Source organism: Parabacteroides sp. AF18-52, assembly GCF_003479145.1.
GTDB lineage: Bacteria > Bacteroidota > Bacteroidia > Bacteroidales > Tannerellaceae > Parabacteroides > Parabacteroides faecis.
This window is the reverse complement of record NZ_QUGR01000019.1, coordinates 60,044-82,784: the sequence shown is the minus strand read 5'-3', so window position 1 is coordinate 82,784 and position 22,741 is coordinate 60,044. Positions and strand designations below refer to the sequence as shown.

Here is a 22,741-nt window from a genome sequence, read left to right as displayed (position 1 = left end):
TTTGTAAAAAGAGTAAAGATGCTGAGTAAGTCGAAAGTAAAACAGATACGTTCACTTGAATTGAAGAAGTTTCGTAACGAGACGAATACGTTTGTAGCCGAAGGAAATAAGCTGGTGGCAGACATGCTGCCTGCGTTCGAATGCGACCTGCTGATCGCCAAGCCGTCGTGGATGGCAACGCAAGGTGATATTCCCGCCAAAGAACTGTTGGAAGCCGATGACAATGACATACGGAAAGCCAGCTTCCTGAAAAATCCGCAGGATGTACTGGCTGTTTTCAAACGCCCCGCCTGGTCATTGGAAGAAGCAGACCCTCAGCAGCAGCTCATCCTCGCTCTCGACGGTATACAGGACCCCGGTAACCTGGGAACGATCATACGGCTCGCCGACTGGTTCGGCATCGAACATATCGTTTGCAGCCAGGACACAGCCGACGCATTCAGTCCCAAGACAGTACAGGCGACCATGGGAGCACTCGTCCACGTAAAAGTCCATTACACAGACCTGCCCGCTTATCTGCAAAAACAAGCGGAACACCAGGTACCACTATACGGAACATTCCTCGACGGAGAGAACATATATACAAAAGAACTATCGGAAACAGGCATTATCATTATGGGAAATGAAGGAAACGGCATCCGCCCAGAAACCGAAGCACTGGTCAACGAGAAGTTATATATCCCCAATTACCCGCAGGAAAGAGAAACGTCAGAGTCTCTGAACGTGGCAATCGCCACGGCCGTTGTCTGTGCTGAGTTCAGACGTCGCGGGTGAAATGCCGGTTAACCGGTAAATATACACAAAGGAAGAAACCGTCACCCGATCGGAGACAGCTAACCATTCCATAGAAAAAGCTCCGGATGGTGGAAAACTGACACCGGACGGCACTGGTAACAATGTACCGTCATAAAACTCTGTATTCGCTATCTCTTGTTCTAAAGGAAACACACCGGCAAAACGACCTTCCGCATCCAGTTCCAGATAATGCATGCGGTACCATTTCTGCCAGTATATATAATGAGAAGCGATCCGACGCATAAGACTTGTCAAAAATTATTTAGTAGCCGTTTTCAGGGAATCGGTATCAACGGAAAGCCGTCCATAGTTATACCTCATCAGGTTCAGGCTATCCACATAGATTTTGAAATAAGAGGTCGAATCCTCTTTTCCGTCCAGGCGGATAAAACCATACACACTCTTCACCTGCTTGGTCGGTAGCGTACGTAAAATCGTCTCATGATAACCATCCTGAAGGATCTTGTCGTTTACGGTAATGACCGTATCCCCCTGGTTGGCACTCAAACGGATCTCCGGACGACTTTTCATAGCATCGTTCAATCCCCAGACACGCATTCCCAGAACGAACGTACTACCGGAAGGATAGTTTGTTTCCGGTTTGATATCGACCGTTATGCCGTTGAATACAGCTTTCGGTTCAAAGGTAAGATAAGTAAGACGCGGCCAGATATCGACGGAATCCTGTTTGGAAACCGGAGCTGCACTAGCCTGCACGTCCCCCAATGCTTTCTGCCGTTCGTTCAGTTCCGCCAGTACCAGATCATACACCTGCATATACACATCCAGGTTACTTCCATACCAGACGAGCGAACTGTCGTAAACAGCCTGTTCGATATTATGTTTGCGAAATACGGACTGATAAAGCGCCTCCTTTTCAGCATCGTCGATATATTTTTTATAGTCGGTACTGATCATAGCTTCCGCCAGTTGCATATCTATCAGGACAGCCTTCATCTCCTTTTCGGACAGAATACCATCAGGCACCTTACTACAGGAAACCACCAAAGCCGCCGTCAACAATACGACACCGTATCTGCGCAATTTACTCCGCATTTATTTACTACTTTCTTTTTCTTTTGAGAGACTGGCCGACAAAGTGTGCCGGTAAAATATCAATAACAAGAACACACCTACGCAGATAGCCGAATCTGCCAGGTTGAAGATCGGACGGAAGAAGACGAACTCCTCTCCTCCCCAGATCGGGACCCAGTCCGGCAATACCGTCTGGATCAACGGGAAATAAAACATATCCACCACTTTCCCGTGCAACCAGGTAGCATAACCACCGCCGGCAGGCATAAAAGAGGCGACCTGACCAAAACTATGGTCGAATACGACCCCATAAAATATAGAGTCGATTATATTACCGATAGCTCCCGCAAAGATCAACGAGACACACGCAATAAAGCCAAAACTGTACTTCTCCTTAACCAGTTTATACAGATAATATCCGATAAAACCGACCGCCACAATGCGGAATACGGATAAGAACAATTTGCCTATCACCTCTATACCGAAAGCCATCCCCGGATTTTCGGTAAAGTACAGATAAAACCACGGAGTGATCTCTATACTTTCGTGCAACTGCATGTGCGTCTTGATCCAGATTTTAAGAGCCTGGTCAAGAATAAGGAGCAGCATTACGATTAACACTGCTCCCCAACCTTTAGAAAATTTCATTTATCTTTTACCTCCTTGTTTTGCTTCGATACTCAAAGTAGCATGAGGTACGGCACGCAGTCTCTCCTTCGGGATCAACTTACCCGTTTCGCGACAAATGCCATAAGTCTTATTTTCAATACGGATCAAAGCAGCCTGTAAGTTCTGTATGAACTTCATCTGGCGCTGTGCCAGACGTCCGGCCTCTTCCTTCGACAAAGTTGCGGCACCTTCTTCCAACACCTTGAATGTTGGAGATGTATCGGCCACATCGTTCCCATCAGAATTGGTTACACCCGATCTCAACAACTCGTAATCCTTTTTGGCTACCTCCAACTTCTCTAAAATAATGGCGCGGAACTCCTCGAGTTCAGCATCCGAATATCTTGTCTTTTCTGCCATGGTTCATTTAATTTTAGGTTCCACAATTCATAATATATATCAGGCGATCCAAGTCGCAGTCCAAATATACGATAATATTTATATGCGGCAAGGGACGCCTTTCTTTTTTAAGAAAAAAATCACTCTTTCTCGATACGCACCGACAGGTTGAAATCCTCGAAATCAAGGACAGTCGCATCACTTATCGCATGCTCTGTAATTTCAACAGATACGGCCAGCACCTGGTTCGCAATATATTCATTAAATTCCTTAATTGCGTCATCCATTTCGTCGGAAGAAAGAACGGTCACGTTGATCTTATCGGTTATATCGTATCCGTTGCTCTTACGCAGGTTCTGGATACGGTTCACCAATTCACGTGCCAGCCCTTCTTTACGCAGGTTTTCCGTCACGGTGATATCGAGGGCAACCGTCAGGCGGCCTTCGTTGGCAACCAACCATCCCGGTATATCTTCGGAGATGATTTCAACATCAGCCAGTTCGAACGTAGCTTCCTGTCCCTCCACATTCAAAGTAAATGTACCGGCAGCTTCGAAAGCAAGGATATCCTCCTGGCTCATACCCTGGATAGCAGCAGCCAAGCTCTTCATGATCTTTCCGTAACGCGGGCCTAACTTCTTGAAATCAGGCTTGATACGTTTAACCAGGATACCGGCGGCATTATCGACGAATTTCAGTTCCTTTACATTCACTTCGTTCAGGATCAGGTTCTTCACCGCTTCAATGCTTTCCTGCTGGTGTGCATCCATAACAGGCACCATGATGGTCTGCAGCGGCTGGCGAACTTTAATATTCACTTTACGACGCAGAGCCAGTACCATAGAAGAAACATCCTGTGCCATCTTCATACGTTCTTCCAGATCCTTGTCGATCAATGCTTCATCATATTTCGGGAAATCCGACAAGTGTACAGATTCCACCGTTTCACGTCCGGTAACGGCAATCAGATCGCTGAACAGCTGATCGCCATAGAACGGAGCGATCGGAGACATCAGCTTGGCTACAGTTTCCAGACAAGTATATAAAGTCTGGTAAGCAGACAACTTATCCGTCGTCATGCCTCCGCCCCAGAAACGGCGACGGTTCAGGCGTACATACCAGTTACTCAGGTTATCGTTCACAAACTCAGAGATAGCACGTCCCGCACGGGTCGGTTCGTAGGTATCATAGTATCCGTCTACATCTTTCACCAGTGTATTCAGCAAAGAAAGGATCCAGCGGTCGATTTCGGGACGTTCGTTCAGAGGAACATCCGGTTCCGAATAATCGAAGCCGTCCACGTTTGCATACAAAGCAAAGAATGAATACGTATTATATAATGTACCGAAGAACTTTCGGCGCACTTCATCCATACCGTCGATATCGAACTTGATATTATCCCACGGAGACGCATTGGTGATCATATACCAACGCAGCGGGTCTGAACCATACTGTTCGATCGTCGAGAACGGGTCGATTGCATTACCCAGACGTTTAGACATCTTATTACCGTTCTTATCCAGCACCAGGCCGTTGGAAACAACCGCTTTATAAGCCACGCTGTCGAATACCATCGTTGCCAGTGCATGCAGGGTAAAGAACCAGCCACGAGTCTGGTCGACCCCCTCTGCGATAAAGTCAGCCGGATAAACCGTACGGTTATCCAGTATTTCCTTATTCTCAAACGGATAATGGATCTGTGCATAAGGCATCGCACCCGAATCGAACCAAACGTCGATCAGGTCGGTCTCACGCTTCATCGGCTTGCCGCTTTCGGAAACAAGGATCACCTCATCCACATACGGACGGTGCAAGTCGATCTTTTCGTAATTGTCCTTATTATATTCGCCCGGATTGAACCCTCTGTCCTTATAAGGATTAGATTCCATGAATCCGGCCTTAACGGCTTTCTCTATTTCATTGTACAGTTCTTCTACCGAACCGACACACATCTCTTCCGTTCCGTCTTCCGTACGCCAGATCGGTAACGGAGTACCCCAGTAGCGGCTACGGCTCAGGTTCCAGTCCTGCAGGTTTTCCAGCCATTTACCGAAACGGCCCGTACCTGTGCTCTGCGGCTTCCAGTTGATCGTATTATTCAGTTCGATCATACGGTCGCGGCAGGCAGTCGTGCGGATAAACCAGCTATCCAGCGGATAGTATAATACCGGTTTGTCGGTACGCCAGCAGTGCGGGTAGTTGTGTACATGCTTTTCGATGCGGAACACACGGTTCTGTACCTTCAACATCATACATATCTCGATATCCAATGTCTCATCTTTGTCGGTCTTTTCCGGATCGTAGGCATTCTTCACGAACTTACCCTGGAACGGATCATAATCGGCTGCATTCATACGAGTCTGTACAAATTCAGGATCCAGATCTTCCAACAGGTAGAACTTTCCCGTCATATCGACCATCGGACGGTTGTTGCCATCCTTATCGATCATCATCAACGGAGGCACGCCACTAGCTTTCGCCACCCGGTCGTCGTCCGCACCGAATGTCGGAGCGATATGTACGATACCCGTACCGTCTTCCGTTGTCACATAGTCGCCTGTGATCACACGAAAAGCCCCTTCACCCGGATTTACCCACGGAATCAGCTGTTCATAATGCATGCCAGCCAGTTCCGGACCTTTCCATTCACCTACAACCTTGAACGGGATCAGTTTATCACCAGCTTTATAATCCGACAGCTCCAGGTCAGCAGCCTTCGGATTGAAATGTGCATTCATCAGATCCTTAGCCAATACAACTGTCATCGGCATGCCAGTATACGGATTGTAAGTCTGAACAGCCACATAGGTGATATTCGGACCCACGCAGAGTGCCGTATTGGAAGGCAATGTCCACGGAGTAGTCGTCCATGCCAGGAAGAATGCATCACCGAACTGAGCCATTTCCGGTTTCGGATCGAGGATATGGAATTGTGCCGTACAAGTGGTATCCTTCACGTCGCGGTAGCAACCCGGCTGGTTCAACTCGTGCGAGCTAAGCCCCGTTCCGGCAGCCGGTGAATACGGCTGGATGGTATACCCCTTATACAGTAACCCTTTCTTATACAATTCTTTCAGCAGATACCACAATGTTTCGATGTAACGGTTATCGTAGGTGATATACGGATTTTCCATATCCACCCAGTACCCCATTTTATTGGTAAGGTCTTCCCATTCCTTGGTAAACTTCATCACATCTTTGCGGCAAGCTGCATTATAGTCAGCGACAGAAATCTTCTTACCGATATCTTCCTTGGTTATACCCATAGATTTCTCAACGCCCAGCTCAACCGGCAGGCCGTGAGTATCCCATCCTGCCTTACGGTTCACCAGATATCCTTTCATGGTTTTGTAACGGCAGAAAATATCTTTAATCGAACGAGCAATAACATGGTGAATACCCGGCATTCCGTTTGCAGAAGGCGGACCTTCATAAAATACAAACGAGGGGTATCCTTCACGGATTTCAAGACTCTTATGGAAGATGTCGCCATCCTGCCATTTCTTCAACACCTCTTTATTGACATTCGATAAATCGAACTTAGAGTATTCGGTAAATTTCTTACTCATATCGCGCTATTTTTAACTATCTTCTAAAAATGCCGCAAAGTTAGTGATTTAATTCTAATTAGACAATAAAGAAATGAGCATACCCTGATTGGATTTTATAAACCTAAATAATCTCCCTTTCAAAAATTTATAGTTACCTTTGACCTCATAAAAGGTGACTGCTATGAAATCGACAAATGAGTATTTGGAATTATTACGGCAATACATGGATTCCCATGCCGGGAAGTATGGCATTGTCCGTATGGGCATTTTCGGTAGTGTAGCTCGTGGTGAACAAACGGAAAACAGCGATGTGGATATTTGTTTTGAAGCACCAGCCCCCAATCTACTAACATTAGCTCGTATCAAATTTGAGCTTGAAACCTTGTTAGGATCCAGGGTCGACCTGGTAAGGTTACGTGATCGTATGGATGAATATCTGAAACGGAACATTGAAAAGGAAGCACTGTATGTTTGACAAAAATAAATCAGAAGTCAGCCATCTATTAGACCGTATCACAGAGCAACTTGAAATTGTATGTGAACGCTGCCGGAATGTTCAGTCTGTAAATGACTTTTTAGGCTCAAATGAAGGAATGTCTCTACTTGACGGCGTTTGTATGAAACTTATCGCTGTAGGAGAAAGCATTAAAAATCTCGATAAATTAACTGAGCGTAGTTTATTGGTCAATTATCCTCAGATACCTTGGCGTGAAGTAATGGGAATGAGAGATATTATCGTTCATCATTATTTTGAAATAGACGCTGATGTTATTTTTGCTACAGTACGTGAAAGTGTACCTGAATTACTAAGTATCATCAGCCTTATCAAAAAAGATATTGAAGCAGAAAAAACTGAATCAACAGAACGATGTTAAAATCAAGAGGCAAAGCCTATTCTTCTATAGACTTCAGCCTCTTTTGTCATAAACTATCCGATATTTTAAGTAACGACAAGAAGTCAGAATTTAAACAAACCGTTTTCGTCCAGATCGATAGGCAACATAGCAGAGTTGGAGGCATATTCTTTGGGGATAGCCTGCTCGATACGTTGTAAATCTTCCTTACTGAGATCGATCTCAATTGCTTTCACGGTATCCCGAAGCTGACCGACTGTACGCGAACCGACCAACGCCAGCATATCGCCGCCCTGTGCCAGTACCCATGCAATGGCAAGTTGCGACACGGAAACATTCTTCTCTGCGGCCATTTCCTTCAATACATCCAGCCGTGCCACAGCCTGTTTCAGCTTCTCTGCAGCCTGGGGAGGCATCCTCCGGCTCAAGGTTGCCAGTTTTTCCTCCGGGTTACTACCTCCTATCACGCCATGAAACAGATTGGCAAAAGTGACAATTCCGATACCCAGTTCACGTGCCGTAGGAATCAGGCTTTGTTCTATCTCTCTGTCGAGCAGCGAATACCGCACTTCCACCAGACTGATGGGGTGAACAGCATGGGCCCGGCACAATGTTCCGGCATCTATCTCGGTAATTCCGACATTACGCACATATCCGGCTTTTACCATATCTGCAATGGCTCCGATCGTTTCTTCCACCGGGATATGCGGATTGATACGGGCAGGTTGATACAGGTCGACATAGTCCGTACCCAGGCGTTTCAAGGTATAGGCCAAATAATTCTGAACACTCTGCGGACGTACGTCGATGCCATAAAAACGATCATCAGGAGTCAGCATTCCACCAAACTTGACAGAAATAAAGACATCTTCCCGCTTACGTGTTTTCAATGCTTCACGGATAATCAGTTCGCTTTCGCCATGACCATAAAAATCACCTGTGTTCAGATAAGTAATCCCACTGTCCAAAGCAGCATGTATGGTATCGATCCCTTGCTGAATATCAGCCATCCTCATTGCCCCCAGGCCAATGCGGGAAAGGGTAATGCCATTCGTTTCTTTATTCAAATACTTCATTGTTTCGCAGTTTAATATTTATAGGCTATAAAAATATACATTTGCTTGCATATAATCGATCTTTTCAAAACTGATTATGAGAAGATCAGGAATAATATGAGAATATAAAGAAGATTGCGACCATCATGATCTAAACATGAAATATAAGGAGTTGTTTTAATTAATTAGTATCAAACAATTGATATTTAATTCTATTTTTTGTTCCTTTGCAGTAATATTAAAACTAAGAATATGGCAATAGCAATTAAAAGTATTCCTGTTCTACATGGGAAAGAAGCTGAAGCCTTTGTAAAAAAAGCAGACGCAGCCTTCCAAAACAAACAGGAATCCAACCAAACCCAAAAGCGATTTGAATCATTAAATCGTATTCTAAAAAAAGCAAACATGAAATGAACAAAGGCAATTTTCTAGAGAATAGTTGCACATTCTCCTTACTAAAACCGGAACTATTGAAAGAATGTAAACCTTTCATTTGTGGCAATGATGATTTGGACGACTTCTTTATGAACAATTCAGATCTGTACACCAAGCAGTTACTAGGGAAGACATATTGCTTTCGTTTAGATGAAGATTTATCCGTCATAACATGTGCTTTCACTGTAGCAAATGATAGTATCAAAGCAAATTTTCTACCGAATAGTCGAAAGAAAAAAGTTATTCAAGATATTCCTTTTTCAAAACAACGTCGTAGTTATCCAGCCGTATTAATCGGTCGACTAGGTGTAAATATGAACTATCAGGGATGTCATATAGGTAATGAACTTATTGGCTTTATAAAAGATTGGTTCATTAGTCCGGAAAATAAAACCGGATGTCGTTTTATAGTAGTAGATGCTTATAACAAGCCCTCTATTATATCTTTTTATGAGAAGAATAATTTTTATCCTCTATTTTCTACAGAGCAACAGGAGAAGGAATATCTTGGTATTCCAGAAAGTTCCTCTCTCTTTACCCGATTAATGATTTTTGATTTGATTAATATCACCTAACTTCATTACAGATTAATAAGAGCAGTCTGTTTTTTACAACAAACATAAATATAATTACCGGCAATCATCAAACCCTGCAAACAGAACTTATGATTTTTAAGCCTAACAGGCTTTTTTTCCTTATAAACGGTTGTTTATTCCATCGTATATACTATCTTTGCAGTACTACAGAAAGTGCAGAAACTATAGCGTTAGGTTCTGTTCTGTAGAAATATTTAGAATAAGGCATTTTAAAATATTATCTCGGTCCCTTGTAAACATCCAAACATACGCACAACTGAGATAGTAGCAACAAAATGCCCATGTTATTTGTATATACATAGTTATATATGATATGACGTGGGCTGTTGCTTACTATCAGTGTGCAAGGGAGGGATACCCACAAGGGCTGAGATGTAGCAATAGCGCCACGTTTTTTTATGCCTTTTTCAAGCTATACTTTTTACATCAACCCATTAATATGTTAAACAATCATACAATCAGTAAAAAGGAATAGCGAAGAGGGGACTCTGCCACTGTCCGGTTCGCGAGAATAGGATAGTATCTATTTGTATAGCACAATTATGTCTATCAGATAAAACACTTGTATTATGATAAACTTGTTAACTAAAATACGTGATTATGTACAACTTCTCCTCCCCAACGACCAGAAGCCAAGCTTTTCGGGCCATGTACTGACAGATCACAAAGAAACAACATGGGAAGAAGCCAGTATCGTATCTTCATCTGTAAATATACCGACGGCTGATGAGCAGCCTCCGGAAGAGAAGAGGGATAAAGAAAGTGATTTTATTATTGAAGCGTTTAAAAGGCTGACACCCGATTATTTATTGATCGTATCGGAAATGAGGAACTTACTAAACTCCGATCTAAAAAAAATAGTATTCCATGCATTAGCCACCGGATTAAGCGTGGAAAAAGTTGCAACACATTTGGGCCTCTCCTCCCAGGAGGTAAAAGAGATATTTCAGAATGCCATTACAGATATAAGCATCCAATCAGGATTTGTCAGAGCCCATATCGATAACGGTATTCGAAGAGAGATAGAAATCGACAAATTAAAATCAAACATACAATCATTGAAAACACAGTTAACAAAGGACGAAATCAAACATCCCGCCCCAAAGCGAACGTCATCCCAAATACCTTACGTCAAACAAAAGAAATTACTATCCAAACCATTAACCCATAGCCTCGATTTAGAGACAAGAACCCTGACTATTCTTAAAGCGGTAGATATATATACATTGGAAGATTTACTGAAATTCATTTCAACCAACGGACTTGCCGCACTGAAGAAACGACGAAACTTCGGGAACTTATCTTTAAACAAACTGGAAAAAGAATTAATAAGAAAAGGGATCTTTGACCCGAGCGGTCATTGTGAACTATATCAAGAAATAGCTAAGAGATAATACCTAATAATTTTTTCTGAAACTGTATTGCAGTTATAAGCCATCCGGCTCGTGAGAGTCGAATGGCTTTTTTGGAAAAATATTCCTTCATTCCTTCAAACAGGCTATATACTTCTAATTATAAAGAAATTACAGATGAAGCCTTTTTGCAGACACATTGTCCAATGAAGAAAAATCACCGTATTTCCTTCACATGATATACATTTCCACGTAAAATATGCCGGCTTTGGGACATTGTTACGACGCAACAGGCGGCCAAAAGCATTTATAGTGGTGTTGCTAAAAGTCAGGCGGCTACGCTTACGGATACGTTGCATGATCTCGGCAGCAGGAAGCCATTCGCCAATTTCACCACCTTCTTCAGACAACGGCTTGAAATATTGCAGGAAAAGCTGCTCTTCCACCGGAACCTGTTCGAACACTTCATTCTGAAGAGTAATAGATTTTTCTTCCTCCCGCGTCAGCCAATACCGTTCGCCTGTACGGAGCGCATGGATCGCCTGAGCATACAGCTGGTCATAATCGATAAAATGCCTGCGGTCTATCTCACCATTTATTTCCACACACAGAAAACGCCGACTGCCGGTCGGATCAGATAACAAGTCCATATTATTACAAGTTCCGACAAATCCGGCATACCGTTTCAAAGCCCGCACACTCGATTTGTAGGCACGACGAGCATTCACCTCGGGCTTTTGAAGCAGATGTTTCAGGAAAGACTGACGGGAGTTTCCTATCGAGTCGAACTCGTCGATATTTATAAGGGCAAAACGGTGCAGCATCAGTTCAGCATCACGACGATTTCCAAAATCGATACTGTCGGTATAAAACTCACGCAAAACCGGTGGCATTAAATTACGGCACCAGGTAGACTTTCCACATCCCTGATCCCCCACCAATAAGGGTAACAGGCTGTTAGCATGCACCCCACCCATCTGTTTCCATTGGGCGACTAACCCCAGGAACCAGATATAAAAATGCTCGCGCCACAACTTCGATGATGTCGGTACCGTATCCGCCAAGGCACGGATATGATCTTTTCTGTCCCATTCCGGCAGATTATCCAGATAATCATCCAGCGGATTAAACAGTGGAATCTTATTGGAATAGATATAACGTTTCACATCACGATCCCACAAATCGAGCCCTTCCGCCTGCGCATGCAGGGAGATCGTATTGAGAACCTCATCGGTAACAGGAAAGAAGCTATAATAATAGGAACGTCGTTCGCGATATTCCACTTCACCTTTCAACTCGTTCCTCCGGAACTCATAGCGACGTTTCATAAACTCATCCATCCGAAATACGAGGTTCTGACAAACCGGCATGACCGGACCAACACCAAAATATTTATCCAGCAGATAAGTATTATGTACCGCCGCCCGCAGTTCCGTCTCGTTCCGTCGGAAATGTACATTCACATACGCCCATTTCACCACATCTTCTTCCGGTATGCCTGCACGAAGGCAATTCTCTGCCAACCGTACCAGCAATGCATCCGCCGTCGTATCACCAGACTCCTTCCCCACTTCTTCAATTGCTTTTTTCAAGGCCACCTGATAAAGCAGGTAAACGGAATAACTGCGTTCATGCCCCGCCTCCATCCGTTGAAGTGGCAGCGGCTCCTGCTGTTTCAACTCACGGAACGTCGGTTCACCAGGCACTTGCAAGGGTTGTTCGAGCGTAGCCGGTACAGCCGTATCTCTACCGCCTCCCTATCGCCCGACAGGTTATCGACTTCCAATAGAACAAGACCGTTGTAAGCTTTCATCTCCAAAGTCTCATTTTTCTTTTTCAATTCTGCACCGAAAACGATCCGAGGAAGTTTGGTTGCTGCCGGACAAGGGTATCCCGGAGGATATTCCTCTAGCTTTTTCCGGAACTCTTCTACCGCATGTCCGGATACAGAGTCCCTCATCATATCGATCAATTCATTAAGGGATAGAGTTTTAACGGATTTATTTCCGTCTTTGTAATGTGTGATATTCATTCGCTTGTAATTTAAGGTGTACTTTCTGCTTAAAAGTAAGAAAAAAAGCCATGTATAACAAGGCTTTCATCAATTATTATTTATATCTTTAGTCCGTTATTCTTTCTTATTTGACAACTGGCAAACGCTTGTCAGACTGTTGTCGAATAAGCGTTTGTCAGCTGTCGAACAAGCGTACGACAATTAACAAACAAAACAGAGTAAGGCACTTCGGAATTACCGGATGCATAGTTTTACCTTAAACAAATACTGATATGTGTGCAAGATATCGAATGGTTCGCAATCCGAACCCCACAGGAGACAAGAAAAAGCAAGCATTACATCCGCGTGTTGTACCTTACGGGACAATCCACACCAATGATCTGATAGAAGAAGCAGAAGGCCGTTCCGGAATTTCGGGAGCCGACATCAAAGGGGCTTTACAGGTCATAGCCGATGTGATGGCCAGACGTCTGGACGACGGATATAATATCGAACTGGACGGCATCGGCTTCTTCAGTGTTTCGCTCGCTTCACGTCCGGTCATGGATAAAAAGGAGCTCCGTAGCGAATCAATTCATTTCCGTAATGTAAATTTCCGCTGCGGCAAATATCTGAAAAGTAAATTGAAGTCGATGCACCTGGAACGTATGCCGGAAGGGAAAGGCGTTCTTCCTCCTTTCGATGAACGGGTACGCAGGCTGACAGAATATCTGAACGCACATCATTATATCACTTGTAGCGACTACCGGGAACTGACAGGTTGCTCCAAATATCGTGCACTGGAAGACCTGAAGAAGTTGATAGATGAAGGAAAACTGGAGAAAGGAGGGTATAGAAGTACGAGGGTTTATTCATTTCCTTCAGCGGTAAAGGATTGATGGTGAATGAAAAACATCCACTAATGAAGGAATGAAGGATTATTTTCGGATTACATCACAAGTATAATCCCTATGGAATCAATCTCCAACATGTAGTACTATGTGAAACGATAGCCAAATACATTATTTATCTGCAGGAAACAACAGCATCAAAGCAGGTATACCGGATGCGGAGTAACTATCGATCGTTGAACCTGCCGGCAAAACTTTTTCATATTCTCCACTGCATACATTGCGTGACTTATCCCTGTTTTCCAAACCGTAACCAATCGTGCGTTTCAGAAAAGGGAGGTATTGCGTTTGCTTACAGTCATAAATCAACATAGCCACATATTGTGCAAAAATTGCTGTATAAATACCCTGTTCGATTCCATTTTCAAAGGGTAATAAATTATGTTTTGCAGACATGACATTCACAGTATAATCCGTAGCTAAAATGGCATTATTCAAATACTTTTTCTCGCCGGTCGCTTTATAAAGCAATACGGAGGCACCAATAAAGGTAGCTTGATTGTAAACGTGGGCAGTCCATGCGGGACGTCCGTTGCCATGGCGGCTATCGGCTATTTGCCCTGTTTGCTTATCCAACAAATTTTCGACACCCCATTCATAAATTTCTTTCCCTTTCGCCAGATATTGTTCTCTGGTCTGGTATTTCGGATATTCATCTGTCGACTCTTTTCTTTTCCGCGGCACATTATTATATAGAGTTAAAGCAGCAACTACAGTCGGAAAATTGATACAAGCCATCTTTCCGTCGCCAGGTTTATTGGGTTTCGGGTTCTGTATGGGCTGCCATTGCCAGAACATTCCTCCATTTTCTTTATCATAAGAACCAGTATCCCCCACTTTCGGGGAACCATACCAGACTCTACTGAAACTCAATTCTGATAATGTCAGATATTCGTCAACTTTAAATAACTCATAGCCGCGTGCCAAAGAAATGGTCCACCACATGATATCATCATAAATAAACCAACCTGTATTTTCATTGTTGTCATCAAAATTAAAATTGGCATATTGCGCTTTATTACCCTCGAATATCTTTGTGCATAATCTCTTGTAAGTTGCTTGCTTATCTTTACTCTTTAATCTTTTAGCCAACTTATACGCATTCATCGCCATATCCCAATAAATCGGCTGGCACCAGATGGCTGCTGCCCCGTTGAAACGGTCTTTAGCTGAAAGGAAAGATGAATTTGTCTTGTAGATATATTTATCAGTATCGAGTAGCGTGTTGTTAAACCCCTCGTAAATAGTCCAAACATCCTCATTCGTATAGGTGAAAGACTTTTTACTTAAACTATCCAAACCTTCGGCCCGGCATACTACAGATGATGTAAATAATACAAGCAGTAAGTTTACAACTAAAAATAGATTGCTTTTCATCTTTGTTTGTTAAGTTTTTAAATTTTATCGTGATAAAGGGAACAAATCTCTCCCCAAGCGGCTGTTTGAGCATCTTTTGTTACATTGTCACGTAGTTGCACCAGCGGATTTTTGAACAACCTTGCTTAGGCTGCAAAGATAAAAAAAATGCCGGCTCAATAATTCAAAATGATTGTAAAGGTTTTGATTTCTATCAACCGACTCTGCAACATCTTATATTTGGTCCTTTATTCAAAATAAAAACAATCAAACAACAGACCTTACCGGATATAATTTTGTGTTATATCCGGTAAGGTCTGTTATATCATATAAATCAGTACCCTGGATTACTTACAGGTAGCACCAGCTTCAATAGGCCAGCCCGGATTCTGATAAATAGGAGATTCAGATACAGTCTTTCCATCCGGAGATGTAATTAGAAAGTGTTGCACAGCGATCGGACTTAAATAATGGGCTTCATAAAAATAGAAGCCTTTATAATACTGATTCGTTGTACTCTTTTGATTCAGACGCAAATGATCGCTCAATGATGGAGATGATACATTGTTTTTAGTCTGGTCCGCCTGATCATATACCAAAAGGCTATTACCCGAATCATCAACGAATATCGACTCCATCGGACCGAAAATCTTAGCACCTTCCTGCTGAAATCCATTCAACTGATCCATTGCCCTCCAACGACATACATCCATATAACGAAGTCCTTCACCGATAAATTCACAACGTCTTTCACGACGAATATTATATAACGTTGCATCTACCAGTTGGCCAGCCGAATAAGCTCCCCAATCGTTCAATGCTTCTTTTGCCATATCCGTAGCCTTGATTGTTTTCTGAAAATCAGGATCGACACCGGCACGATTTCTCAAAGCCTGCCAATAAGATGCCGCTTTAGCGTCTATATTGCCGTTCTTTAAATAAGATGCTTCCATATAATTCAGATAAGCTTCAGCTGCACGATAAACAACAAATGCAGTCTGATCCTGCCCCATCATCTGATCATTATAATCTAAAGAATAGCCTTTACCTTCAATATAACCTGTCGCTGTCGACATTTTCGTATCTGTCATATACAAACGAGGGATAACAGGGAAACGTTCGGGAACAGCGATATTATCTACAGCCTTTATTTCATCCGGAGCTTTCATAAACAATCTCCAACGCCAATCGCGACCCTGCTTTGTATCCGAGATGTAGTCATCTCCCTTATAATCATTTCCTGCTGCATATACCGGCAAACCGTTATTCATTAGAAAAACCTGTTCAAATTGATGAGTGAACCCTGTATTTCCTCCATGATACAATACGTGGTTAAAATTACTGGCATTTCCCAAGGCAAAACTATAAAGCCGACATAATATAACTTCATCATATCCACTGGGATCATGACTGGCAAACATATCATAATACGGATTCTTAGATTTTCTGACATCATCACGAATAATCTGGTTATTATCTACCAACTGAATAGCGTCAGCCACCTGTGATGCTGCATCTATAGCCTGATCAAGAAACCATGCGACTTCATTTTCCGGACTTCCACTGGGATATTGATAGTTCGCATTATAGTCTTTTTCTGCACCGGGCCAGCCTGGTCCATTTGGGACTAAAGCGGTGTTTGCATGATACTTCTCCCAGGTCGCTTCAAACAATGCAACTCTCGACTTTAATACCAATGCTGCATTTTTCGTAATACGTGTTTTAGCCGGTGCATTGGTCATCAATGAAATAGCTTTATCCAAATCATCCAATATAAAGCGAGCGACTTCATTACGCGGACTACGTTTAGAGGCTTCCGTCAATATAGCCAAATCATCCTCCAATGTTGTCTTCAGAATGGGAAAATCTCCTAACTTTTGCAGGCGTTTAAAATAATCCAATGCACGCAGGAAATATCCCTCTCCTATATATTGTTTAATATTTACATCATTACCGGAGATATTACCTTCTTCATAACGGGGAACAACTGTTTGAAGATAATAATTCATCGCATAAATTTTAGTAAAATCCCAGTCACCGCTACCATCGTCTTTTTCTTTCTGAGCCACAGTCCAGGTATCTTTCATATAACGCTCATTAGTTCCTTTTTGATTATCTGTTGCGTCATCATCTTCATGCGTATTACTAGAGATAAAATCCGCATAATATTTATCGACATAAGCGAGCAATTGCTCTTCCGACTTCAGATAATTTTCAGGATTGACAAAAGATAAAGGTTCTTCATCCAAAAACGCATTACATGCCCCCAAGGAAAATAAGAAGAAACCACACAACAATGCATTTACAATTTTAATATATGTACGTTTCATAAATTCTATATTTTAAAAGTTAACACTTAAACCTAAAGAATAAGTTCGTGACAACGGATATACCGTACCACCCCGCTTTCCGATACCAGCCGTTTCAGGATCCATTGTGTCACTCAGCCCTGTGATCGTTAACAAATTTTCTCCTGAGACGTATATACGTAAGTTCTGTAAACCGATTTTATTTACAATCTGCATAGGCAAAGTATAACCTATCTGCAAATTTTTCAGTCGCATATAAGCTGCATTCTGCAAATAACGGGTTTGCGCTTTCTGATTTTTGCCACTGAACAAGGCACGCGGATAATAGGCATCCACATTTGCCCCTAATCCGGAATTCGTATCTTCAGGACGGAAATAATCTACATGTTGTTTTAAGAATCCGGAAAACCATTCGCCACCAGAAGTAGGTCCCCAAAAAACATAACTGCCTTCTCCCGGATCAAAATCGCGTTTCAAAACACCTTGCCAAAACATGGAGAAATCGAAACCTTTCCACTGGGCATCTAATGTTATACCGGTCAAATAACGGGGAGTCTTATTACCTATCTTTTTCAGGTCCCCCATATCATTTAAAGTATTACTTCCCGTATTAATTTTACCATCCCCGTTCAAATCAGCATACATAATATCACCAGCTTCCCATTTTGAGCCTAACGCGGTCTGGCCTCCATTCGGCAATGTTGCCAGATGTGCATCCATTTCTGCCTGGGTCCGGGCAACACCGATTGTTTCATATCCGTAAATATTACCATCCAGTTCACCTGCAATATAAGTACTCAAGGAGTTTGTCGGATTTGCATATCTATCAATACGAGTCTGAGAGTCTGAGATATTCAATTTTACACCATAATTCACCTGACCTACCTTATCACGCCATCCCAATTGCAGTTCCCAACCAAAAGTGGTTAAGTCACAGTTATTTGTAATTGGAACAGCCGTACCCAGTATAGCCGGCAACTCCATACCCGGACCAACCATGTTGGAGTTTTTACGCCAGAAATAATCAAACGATCCGGTCAAACGATTTCTAAAAGCACCGAAGTCCAAACCTATGTTTGTATTCTTAATTCTTTCCCATGTCAATGTAGAGGATACTAATCCCGGAGCTGAAGCCGTATTAGGTTTCGCTCCATTTTGCAACCAGCTACCATCACTGGTTCCAGTCAACAATTTTTGATAAGTAGGATACCAATTGGTTGTATTTTGATTTGCCAACTGTCCATAAGAGCCCCTGAGCTTAAACGTTTCTACATAGTCTGCCAGTTTACCCCAAAAATCTTCACGAGCCATATTCCAACCTACCGAGAATGAAGGTGTAAAAACCCAACGGCTATCTCTTCTAAAACGTGAAGAACCATCATACCGCATATTCATTTCAAGCAAATATTTACCATCATAGTCATAGTTGATCCTACCGAAGAAACCGGCAGACAACCAGTTTTGATAATAGCCTCCCAGCATATAATCTTCACGGTTAGTTGTCAGATCCAATACCGGTAGATCAGAAACGACTAATCCGGTACGATAACCATCCATCGTACGATATTTTACTTGTTCTGCCTGAAAACCGGCCATCAAACCGATGTTATGCTTCTTGATCGAGAAATTATAGTTCGAAAAAAGAGTCGGATTCAAATACGTCTGTCTGCGTGCATACTCTCCTACCTTATCTTTCAGAACAGGAGAAGTAGAAGGAATATATGTATTATCAGGATTATCCGCATAATGAGAATAAATAACAAGAGCATCTTCATGGATCCAGTTATTATCTATCTTAATATTCATTTCACCGATAATATTCCAATTCTTCAAAGGTGTAAGAGTGACTTTGAATTGTTGAACCAAAGCATCTTTCTGTTCTTTATAACGCCCACCATCCTCAAATGCTGCTACATAATTAATATCAGCCATAAGGTATCCATTCGGATCATAATACGGACGTGTCGGACGACTACGGCGAAGCAAATTGTTATATAAAGTATCATCCATTACCGTTGGACGTGAATAATCCGTACGTACATAACGACTCATATAATCCACCTTTAGCATTTTTGTCAGCTGTCCTGAGAATTTCCCCGTCAGAGTATATCGATTATAATCATCTGTACCATAACGCATAAACCCTTCTTGTCCCATATAGTTACCTGATAAATAATAAGATATCTTATCCGTTCCCCCGCTAGCACTGATATTATGTTCATGAGATGGGGACATACTCCGGTAATATTCTTTCAGCCAATCCACATTGGCGGTTGTATAATCATAATTCCATTTACCACCAGAACCTTCACCCCAAATATAATCATCAGTTTTACCATCCATATAATCTTTTACCTGCTGCATATAACCAGCATCGAACAAATTATTACCATTCAGGTTAAACTGGGCATCATTAAACATATTCACAAACTCCCATGAGTTTGCCATTTCCGGCATTTTTATAGGTGTCTGGAAACGTACATTTCCATTATAGTTGATCTGTGCACGTCCTAATTTTCCAGTTTTAGTAGTTATCAGAACCACACCGAAAGGAGCACGCGCTCCATAAATAGAAGAAGATGCTGCATCTTTCAGTACAGATATATTTTCTATATCCTGAGGATTCAACATATTAATATCCCCTTCCATACCATCTATTAAAATCAATGGACTTCCGTTAGTAAATGAATTTCCATTTGCATCCTGTCCCACAGTTCCTGTACCACGGATATTTATAGATTTAGTCGCATTCAGTTCTCCACCATTTCCACTATTGGATATATTTAGTCCCGGAATAACACCTTGTAAAGCCAACACTGCATTAGCTACAGGACGAGCTTCCAATTCTTTAGAGGTAGCCATCCCAACAGCACCTGTCAGATTCACCTTTTTCTGTGTACCAAAACCTACTATCACAACCTCATCCAGAGCCTGTGAATTTTCTACCAGCAACACATCTATGGCAGTTTGATCCCCAACCGACAATTCTTTCTGGTTGTAGCCTATATACGAAAATTGTAATATAGCATTCTTTCCAACTTCAATACTGTATTTTCCATCTATATCCGTCACTGCTCCATTTACTGTTCCATCCGCCGTACTTTTCTCAATAACATTCGCCCCAATAATAGGCTCTCCATTGGCGTCTTTAACAACCCCTGTTACTTTTCTCTTTTCACCATTTTGCTGGACAACCGGAGTGTGAGCCTCCGTCGACAAAATAATCTTTTTATCTAACACAGAATAATGTACATTCGTACCAGAAAAAATAGTATCCAATACTTTAAATATGTCGCTTTTCTTAGTAACAACTGATACTTTTCGCTGCAAATCGACATGTCGAATATTGAAAAAGAAAGAGAACTCCGACTGATTTTCTATTTCATCCAGAACTTCTTTGACTGTTTGATTTCGCATTTCCAGATTTACAGTCGCTTTTTGAGCATAACTGTTCGTCGCTTGCACTAAACTGATAGAACATACAAGTAAGAAGATAGATAACTTCATGACTCTCGGTATTTTATTTAAGATAAACCAAAGAAACTCCGGTACCCAAAACTGTTGGGTATTAAAATGTTTTTGCATAACTTTGTACTGATCTAATTAATAAAAATGATTTATAACTGCTTGTCGCCAAACAAGCGTTTTAAATTAACTATTTTCCATCCGGAGTAATACGCCAATATCACTCCGGATGTTTTTCTTTAAGGAGGCCTGTTTTTCATAATCTTTTCAATTTAATAGATTTCTATTCTCGTTTTTTCATTTGTTGTATTCTGCGTATCCATATAACGCCACTTAATATTCGATGATATTTTAAAGATTTCCAATATACGTTCCAGCCTCTGATTAGTAAAAGTTCCGTTAAATGCTTCTTTACGAAGGCGCTCATTCGATAACACGAAGCTTACATTAAACCGCTTCTCCAACATTCGCAATGCTTCCGGCAGTGGAGTTGCCAAGAAAACAATCTTTCCATCTTTCCAGGCAACCTCAGCTTCTCCCGTCGTTTCGATCAGCTTTACCTGAGAAGAAATGGTATTATACATTAGCTTTTGTCCGGGTTTCATTTCCATCGTGGCAAGCTGCTGATTCTTCTGATAGGCAAAGCGGACTTTCCCTTCTACCAAAGTGGTAGATATAAACGAATCTCTTTCAAACGCCTCTACATTAAAGGATGTTCCCAATACTTCAATCTGAGTAAAATGAGGACCTGAAACGACAAAACGATGTTCAGGATCTTTCTGTACTTCAAAGAAAGCTTCTCCCTTCAACTGTACGTTTCTTTCGTCTTCACTGAAAAAAGAAGGATAGGTCAAAGAAGATTCCGAATTAAGGTAAACCTTTGATCCGTCCGGAAGATTGACGGTGGTCGTCATTCCCGGATTTGTTTTTATCTCGATCATACGGGCTATTTCCGTACGGGGTGTAAAATTCTGGATAGCCAAAGTAATCAGAAGAGGGAGAAAAAGAATAGCGGCCACCCGTTGTACCCAGGTAAACCAGGCCACCTGCGGACGTTCCTTACTCATTTTACGGTTTACGGAAGCCAGGGCTTTCTCTGTATTCACCTTCAATTCCATCCGGGTCGTACCCATCACCTGGTCGATGGCATAGATTTGTTTGACAATCCGGTAATTATCTTCTGACTGCCCGATCCACTCTTCCACCATCCGGCATTCCTCTATCGTTGCCTCACCGGAACAATACCGGGGAAGGAGCTCCTCTATCTGATCTATATTGAATGTTTCCATCTGCATTTTTATCCCTTTTATATATTAGACAAAGGAACTCCGACAGATTACTAAACGGATACTCACTTTTTTTGATATTTTTTTTCTACAACAAAAAAACTATCTTTGTGACCAAGGAGAAAATAGTATGAAAAACACCTCACAAGCGATAGAAGACTCACTTCTGTTATCAGCCATGCAACGTGGAGATAAAAAAGCCTATGGTACCTTATTCAGAAGATACTATCCGATGTTATGTACGTATGCAAACCGGTTTGTCAGTATGGAAGATGCGGAAGAGATCGTGCAGGACGTCATGTTATGGTTATGGGAAAATCGGGAAATACAAATATTCAATACCTCCTTCAGTCAATATCTGTACAAAACAGTCTATCACAGAAGCCTCAACCAACTCACCCGCCAACAGTCGCAACTGCGGGCAGAGACACGTTATTATGAATATATGCTGGAGATGTTGCAGGATATCGATTTCTATCAAGCGGAAGAACTGAAAAAACAGATCAGCCAGGCTATACATGCCTTACCGGCCAGCCACCGGGAAGCATTTGTGATGCATCGTTTTCAAAATAAAAGCTACAAAGAGATTGCCGAGATCCTGCAGGTTTCCACCCAAACGGTGAATTACCGAATCCAGCAAGCCTTAAAACAGTTACGGGTCACTTTGAAAGATTATTTACCATTGATCTTGTTACTGTTTCCCAAAAACCTGATTTCATAAAGCTTGCTGAAATTCAATT

The 22,741-nt window shown here is 42.1% G+C and carries 20 protein-coding genes; 8 read left to right on the top strand and 12 right to left on the bottom strand.

Features of this window, described 5'->3' with window-relative positions:
• The first annotated feature begins 18 nt into the window (after positions 1–18).
• Entirely contained in the window at positions 19–774 is a 756-nt protein-coding gene (locus DWX23_RS21300) for an RNA methyltransferase (protein ID WP_122375960.1), read from the top strand.
• Here the strand turns inward: DWX23_RS21300 and DWX23_RS21295 are convergent.
• The 5 genes from DWX23_RS21295 to ileS all read right to left on the bottom strand — a co-directional run bounded on the left by DWX23_RS21295 (position 709) and on the right by ileS (position 6,407).
• Entirely contained in the window at positions 709–1,050 is a 342-nt protein-coding gene (locus DWX23_RS21295) for a hypothetical protein (protein ID WP_233587724.1), read from the bottom strand. The genes DWX23_RS21300 and DWX23_RS21295 overlap by 66 nt on opposite strands.
• A 3-nt stretch (positions 1,051–1,053) precedes the next feature.
• Entirely contained in the window at positions 1,054–1,851 is a 798-nt protein-coding gene (locus DWX23_RS21290) for a DUF4296 domain-containing protein (protein ID WP_122375958.1), read from the bottom strand.
• Complete coding sequence (locus DWX23_RS21285; RefSeq protein ID WP_122375957.1) at positions 1,852–2,478, bottom strand: lipoprotein signal peptidase; 627 nt, start codon at positions 2,476–2,478, stop codon at positions 1,852–1,854.
• On the bottom strand, positions 2,479–2,859 hold the full coding sequence (locus DWX23_RS21280; RefSeq protein ID WP_007657507.1) for a TraR/DksA C4-type zinc finger protein: 381 nt from the start codon (positions 2,857–2,859) through the stop codon (positions 2,479–2,481).
• Positions 2,860–2,978: 119 nt separating this feature from the next.
• The gene (gene ileS / locus DWX23_RS21275; RefSeq protein ID WP_122375956.1) at positions 2,979–6,407 is read right to left on the bottom strand and encodes an isoleucine--tRNA ligase; all 3,429 of its coding nucleotides are present in this window, start codon (positions 6,405–6,407) and stop codon (positions 2,979–2,981) included.
• A 163-nt stretch (positions 6,408–6,570) separates the two neighbouring features.
• On the opposite strand from ileS, the gene DWX23_RS21270 reads away from it, so the two are divergent.
• Together DWX23_RS21270 and DWX23_RS21265 are read left to right on the top strand one after the other, a co-directional pair.
• Complete coding sequence (locus tag DWX23_RS21270; protein WP_122375955.1) at positions 6,571–6,864, top strand: nucleotidyltransferase family protein; 294 nt, start codon at positions 6,571–6,573, stop codon at positions 6,862–6,864.
• On the top strand, positions 6,857–7,264 hold the full coding sequence (locus tag DWX23_RS21265; RefSeq protein ID WP_122375954.1) for a DUF86 domain-containing protein: 408 nt from the start codon (positions 6,857–6,859) through the stop codon (positions 7,262–7,264). Before DWX23_RS21270 ends, DWX23_RS21265 begins: the two co-directional genes overlap by 8 nt.
• Before the next feature lie 83 nt (positions 7,265–7,347).
• Here DWX23_RS21265 and DWX23_RS21260 read toward each other — a convergent pair whose 3' ends face one another.
• The gene (locus tag DWX23_RS21260; protein ID WP_122375953.1) at positions 7,348–8,319 is read right to left on the bottom strand and encodes an aldo/keto reductase; all 972 of its coding nucleotides are present in this window, start codon (positions 8,317–8,319) and stop codon (positions 7,348–7,350) included.
• Between the two features lie 231 nt (positions 8,320–8,550).
• Between DWX23_RS21260 and DWX23_RS25030 the strand changes: the two genes are divergently transcribed.
• The 3 genes from DWX23_RS25030 (at position 8,551) to DWX23_RS21245 (ending at position 10,723) form a co-directional block, all read left to right on the top strand.
• Positions 8,551–8,712 carry a hypothetical protein gene (locus tag DWX23_RS25030; protein WP_183671084.1) on the top strand — a complete coding sequence of 54 codons (162 nt, stop codon included), beginning with the start codon at positions 8,551–8,553 and terminating at the stop codon, positions 8,710–8,712.
• Positions 8,709–9,308, top strand: a complete 600-nt coding sequence (locus DWX23_RS21250; RefSeq protein ID WP_122375951.1) for a GNAT family N-acetyltransferase — start codon at positions 8,709–8,711, stop codon at positions 9,306–9,308. The genes DWX23_RS25030 and DWX23_RS21250 overlap by 4 nt, the downstream gene beginning before the upstream one ends.
• Before the next feature lie 590 nt (positions 9,309–9,898).
• Complete coding sequence (locus tag DWX23_RS21245; RefSeq protein WP_122375950.1) at positions 9,899–10,723, top strand: hypothetical protein; 825 nt, start codon at positions 9,899–9,901, stop codon at positions 10,721–10,723.
• Positions 10,724–10,827: 104 nt separating this feature from the next.
• On the opposite strand, the gene DWX23_RS21240 is transcribed toward DWX23_RS21245, so the two are convergent.
• A complete protein-coding gene (locus tag DWX23_RS21240; protein ID WP_147382560.1) occupies positions 10,828–12,387 on the bottom strand; it encodes a VapE domain-containing protein in 1,560 nt (519 codons plus the stop codon).
• Positions 12,357–12,713: a BT4734/BF3469 family protein gene (locus tag DWX23_RS25210; RefSeq protein ID WP_122375948.1), complete on the bottom strand. Its 357-nt coding sequence runs from the start codon at positions 12,711–12,713 to the stop codon at positions 12,357–12,359. The genes DWX23_RS21240 and DWX23_RS25210 overlap by 31 nt, the downstream gene beginning before the upstream one ends.
• A gap of 254 nt (positions 12,714–12,967) precedes the next feature.
• Between DWX23_RS25210 and DWX23_RS21230 the strand changes: the two genes are divergently transcribed.
• Complete coding sequence (locus tag DWX23_RS21230) at positions 12,968–13,573, top strand: HU family DNA-binding protein (RefSeq protein ID WP_122375947.1); 606 nt, start codon at positions 12,968–12,970, stop codon at positions 13,571–13,573.
• Between the two features lie 123 nt (positions 13,574–13,696).
• Here DWX23_RS21230 and DWX23_RS21225 read toward each other — a convergent pair whose 3' ends face one another.
• From DWX23_RS21225 to DWX23_RS21210, 4 genes are all read right to left on the bottom strand, one after another.
• Positions 13,697–14,962: a glycoside hydrolase family 76 protein gene (locus DWX23_RS21225; protein ID WP_122375946.1), complete on the bottom strand. Its 1,266-nt coding sequence runs from the start codon at positions 14,960–14,962 to the stop codon at positions 13,697–13,699.
• A 326-nt stretch (positions 14,963–15,288) separates the two neighbouring features.
• Positions 15,289–17,271, bottom strand: coding sequence for a RagB/SusD family nutrient uptake outer membrane protein (locus DWX23_RS21220; protein ID WP_122375945.1), 1,983 nt, complete (start codon positions 17,269–17,271; stop codon positions 15,289–15,291).
• A gap of 12 nt (positions 17,272–17,283) precedes the next feature.
• Positions 17,284–20,757: a TonB-dependent receptor gene (locus DWX23_RS21215; protein ID WP_233587722.1), complete on the bottom strand. Its 3,474-nt coding sequence runs from the start codon at positions 20,755–20,757 to the stop codon at positions 17,284–17,286.
• Between the two features lie 230 nt (positions 20,758–20,987).
• Positions 20,988–22,004 carry a FecR family protein gene (locus DWX23_RS21210; RefSeq protein ID WP_122375975.1) on the bottom strand — a complete coding sequence of 339 codons (1,017 nt, stop codon included), beginning with the start codon at positions 22,002–22,004 and terminating at the stop codon, positions 20,988–20,990.
• 127 nt (positions 22,005–22,131) lie between these two features.
• Between DWX23_RS21210 and DWX23_RS21205 the strand changes: the two genes are divergently transcribed.
• Positions 22,132–22,722, top strand: a complete 591-nt coding sequence (locus tag DWX23_RS21205) for an RNA polymerase sigma-70 factor (RefSeq protein ID WP_122375944.1) — start codon at positions 22,132–22,134, stop codon at positions 22,720–22,722.
• Positions 22,723–22,741: the final 19 nt, after the last annotated feature.

Bases quoted from the DNA above. Each gene is read 5' to 3' on its own strand.
- DWX23_RS21290 (WP_122375958.1), bottom strand. From the start codon at position 1,851: ATGCGGAGTAAATTGCGCAGATACGGTGTCGTATTGTTGACGGCGGCT.
- DWX23_RS21210 (WP_122375975.1), bottom strand. From the start codon at position 22,004: ATGGAAACATTCAATATAGATCAGATAGAGGAGCTCCTTCCCCGGTAT.
- DWX23_RS21265 (WP_122375954.1), top strand. From the start codon at position 6,857: ATGTTTGACAAAAATAAATCAGAAGTCAGCCATCTATTAGACCGTATC.
- DWX23_RS21280 (WP_007657507.1), bottom strand. From the start codon at position 2,859: ATGGCAGAAAAGACAAGATATTCGGATGCTGAACTCGAGGAGTTCCGC.
- DWX23_RS21230 (WP_122375947.1), top strand. From the start codon at position 12,968: ATGTGTGCAAGATATCGAATGGTTCGCAATCCGAACCCCACAGGAGAC.
- DWX23_RS21250 (WP_122375951.1), top strand. From the start codon at position 8,709: ATGAACAAAGGCAATTTTCTAGAGAATAGTTGCACATTCTCCTTACTA.
- DWX23_RS21245 (WP_122375950.1), top strand. From the start codon at position 9,899: ATGATAAACTTGTTAACTAAAATACGTGATTATGTACAACTTCTCCTC.
- DWX23_RS21220 (WP_122375945.1), bottom strand. From the start codon at position 17,271: ATGAAACGTACATATATTAAAATTGTAAATGCATTGTTGTGTGGTTTC.
- DWX23_RS21225 (WP_122375946.1), bottom strand. From the start codon at position 14,962: ATGAAAAGCAATCTATTTTTAGTTGTAAACTTACTGCTTGTATTATTT.
- DWX23_RS21215 (WP_233587722.1), bottom strand. From the start codon at position 20,757: ATGAAGTTATCTATCTTCTTACTTGTATGTTCTATCAGTTTAGTGCAA.
- DWX23_RS21270 (WP_122375955.1), top strand. From the start codon at position 6,571: ATGAAATCGACAAATGAGTATTTGGAATTATTACGGCAATACATGGAT.
- DWX23_RS25030 (WP_183671084.1), top strand. From the start codon at position 8,551: ATGGCAATAGCAATTAAAAGTATTCCTGTTCTACATGGGAAAGAAGCT.
- DWX23_RS21285 (WP_122375957.1), bottom strand. From the start codon at position 2,478: ATGAAATTTTCTAAAGGTTGGGGAGCAGTGTTAATCGTAATGCTGCTC.
- DWX23_RS25210 (WP_122375948.1), bottom strand. From the start codon at position 12,713: ATGAATATCACACATTACAAAGACGGAAATAAATCCGTTAAAACTCTA.
- DWX23_RS21300 (WP_122375960.1), top strand. From the start codon at position 19: ATGCTGAGTAAGTCGAAAGTAAAACAGATACGTTCACTTGAATTGAAG.
- ileS (WP_122375956.1), bottom strand. From the start codon at position 6,407: ATGAGTAAGAAATTTACCGAATACTCTAAGTTCGATTTATCGAATGTC.
- DWX23_RS21205 (WP_122375944.1), top strand. From the start codon at position 22,132: ATGAAAAACACCTCACAAGCGATAGAAGACTCACTTCTGTTATCAGCC.
- DWX23_RS21260 (WP_122375953.1), bottom strand. From the start codon at position 8,319: ATGAAGTATTTGAATAAAGAAACGAATGGCATTACCCTTTCCCGCATT.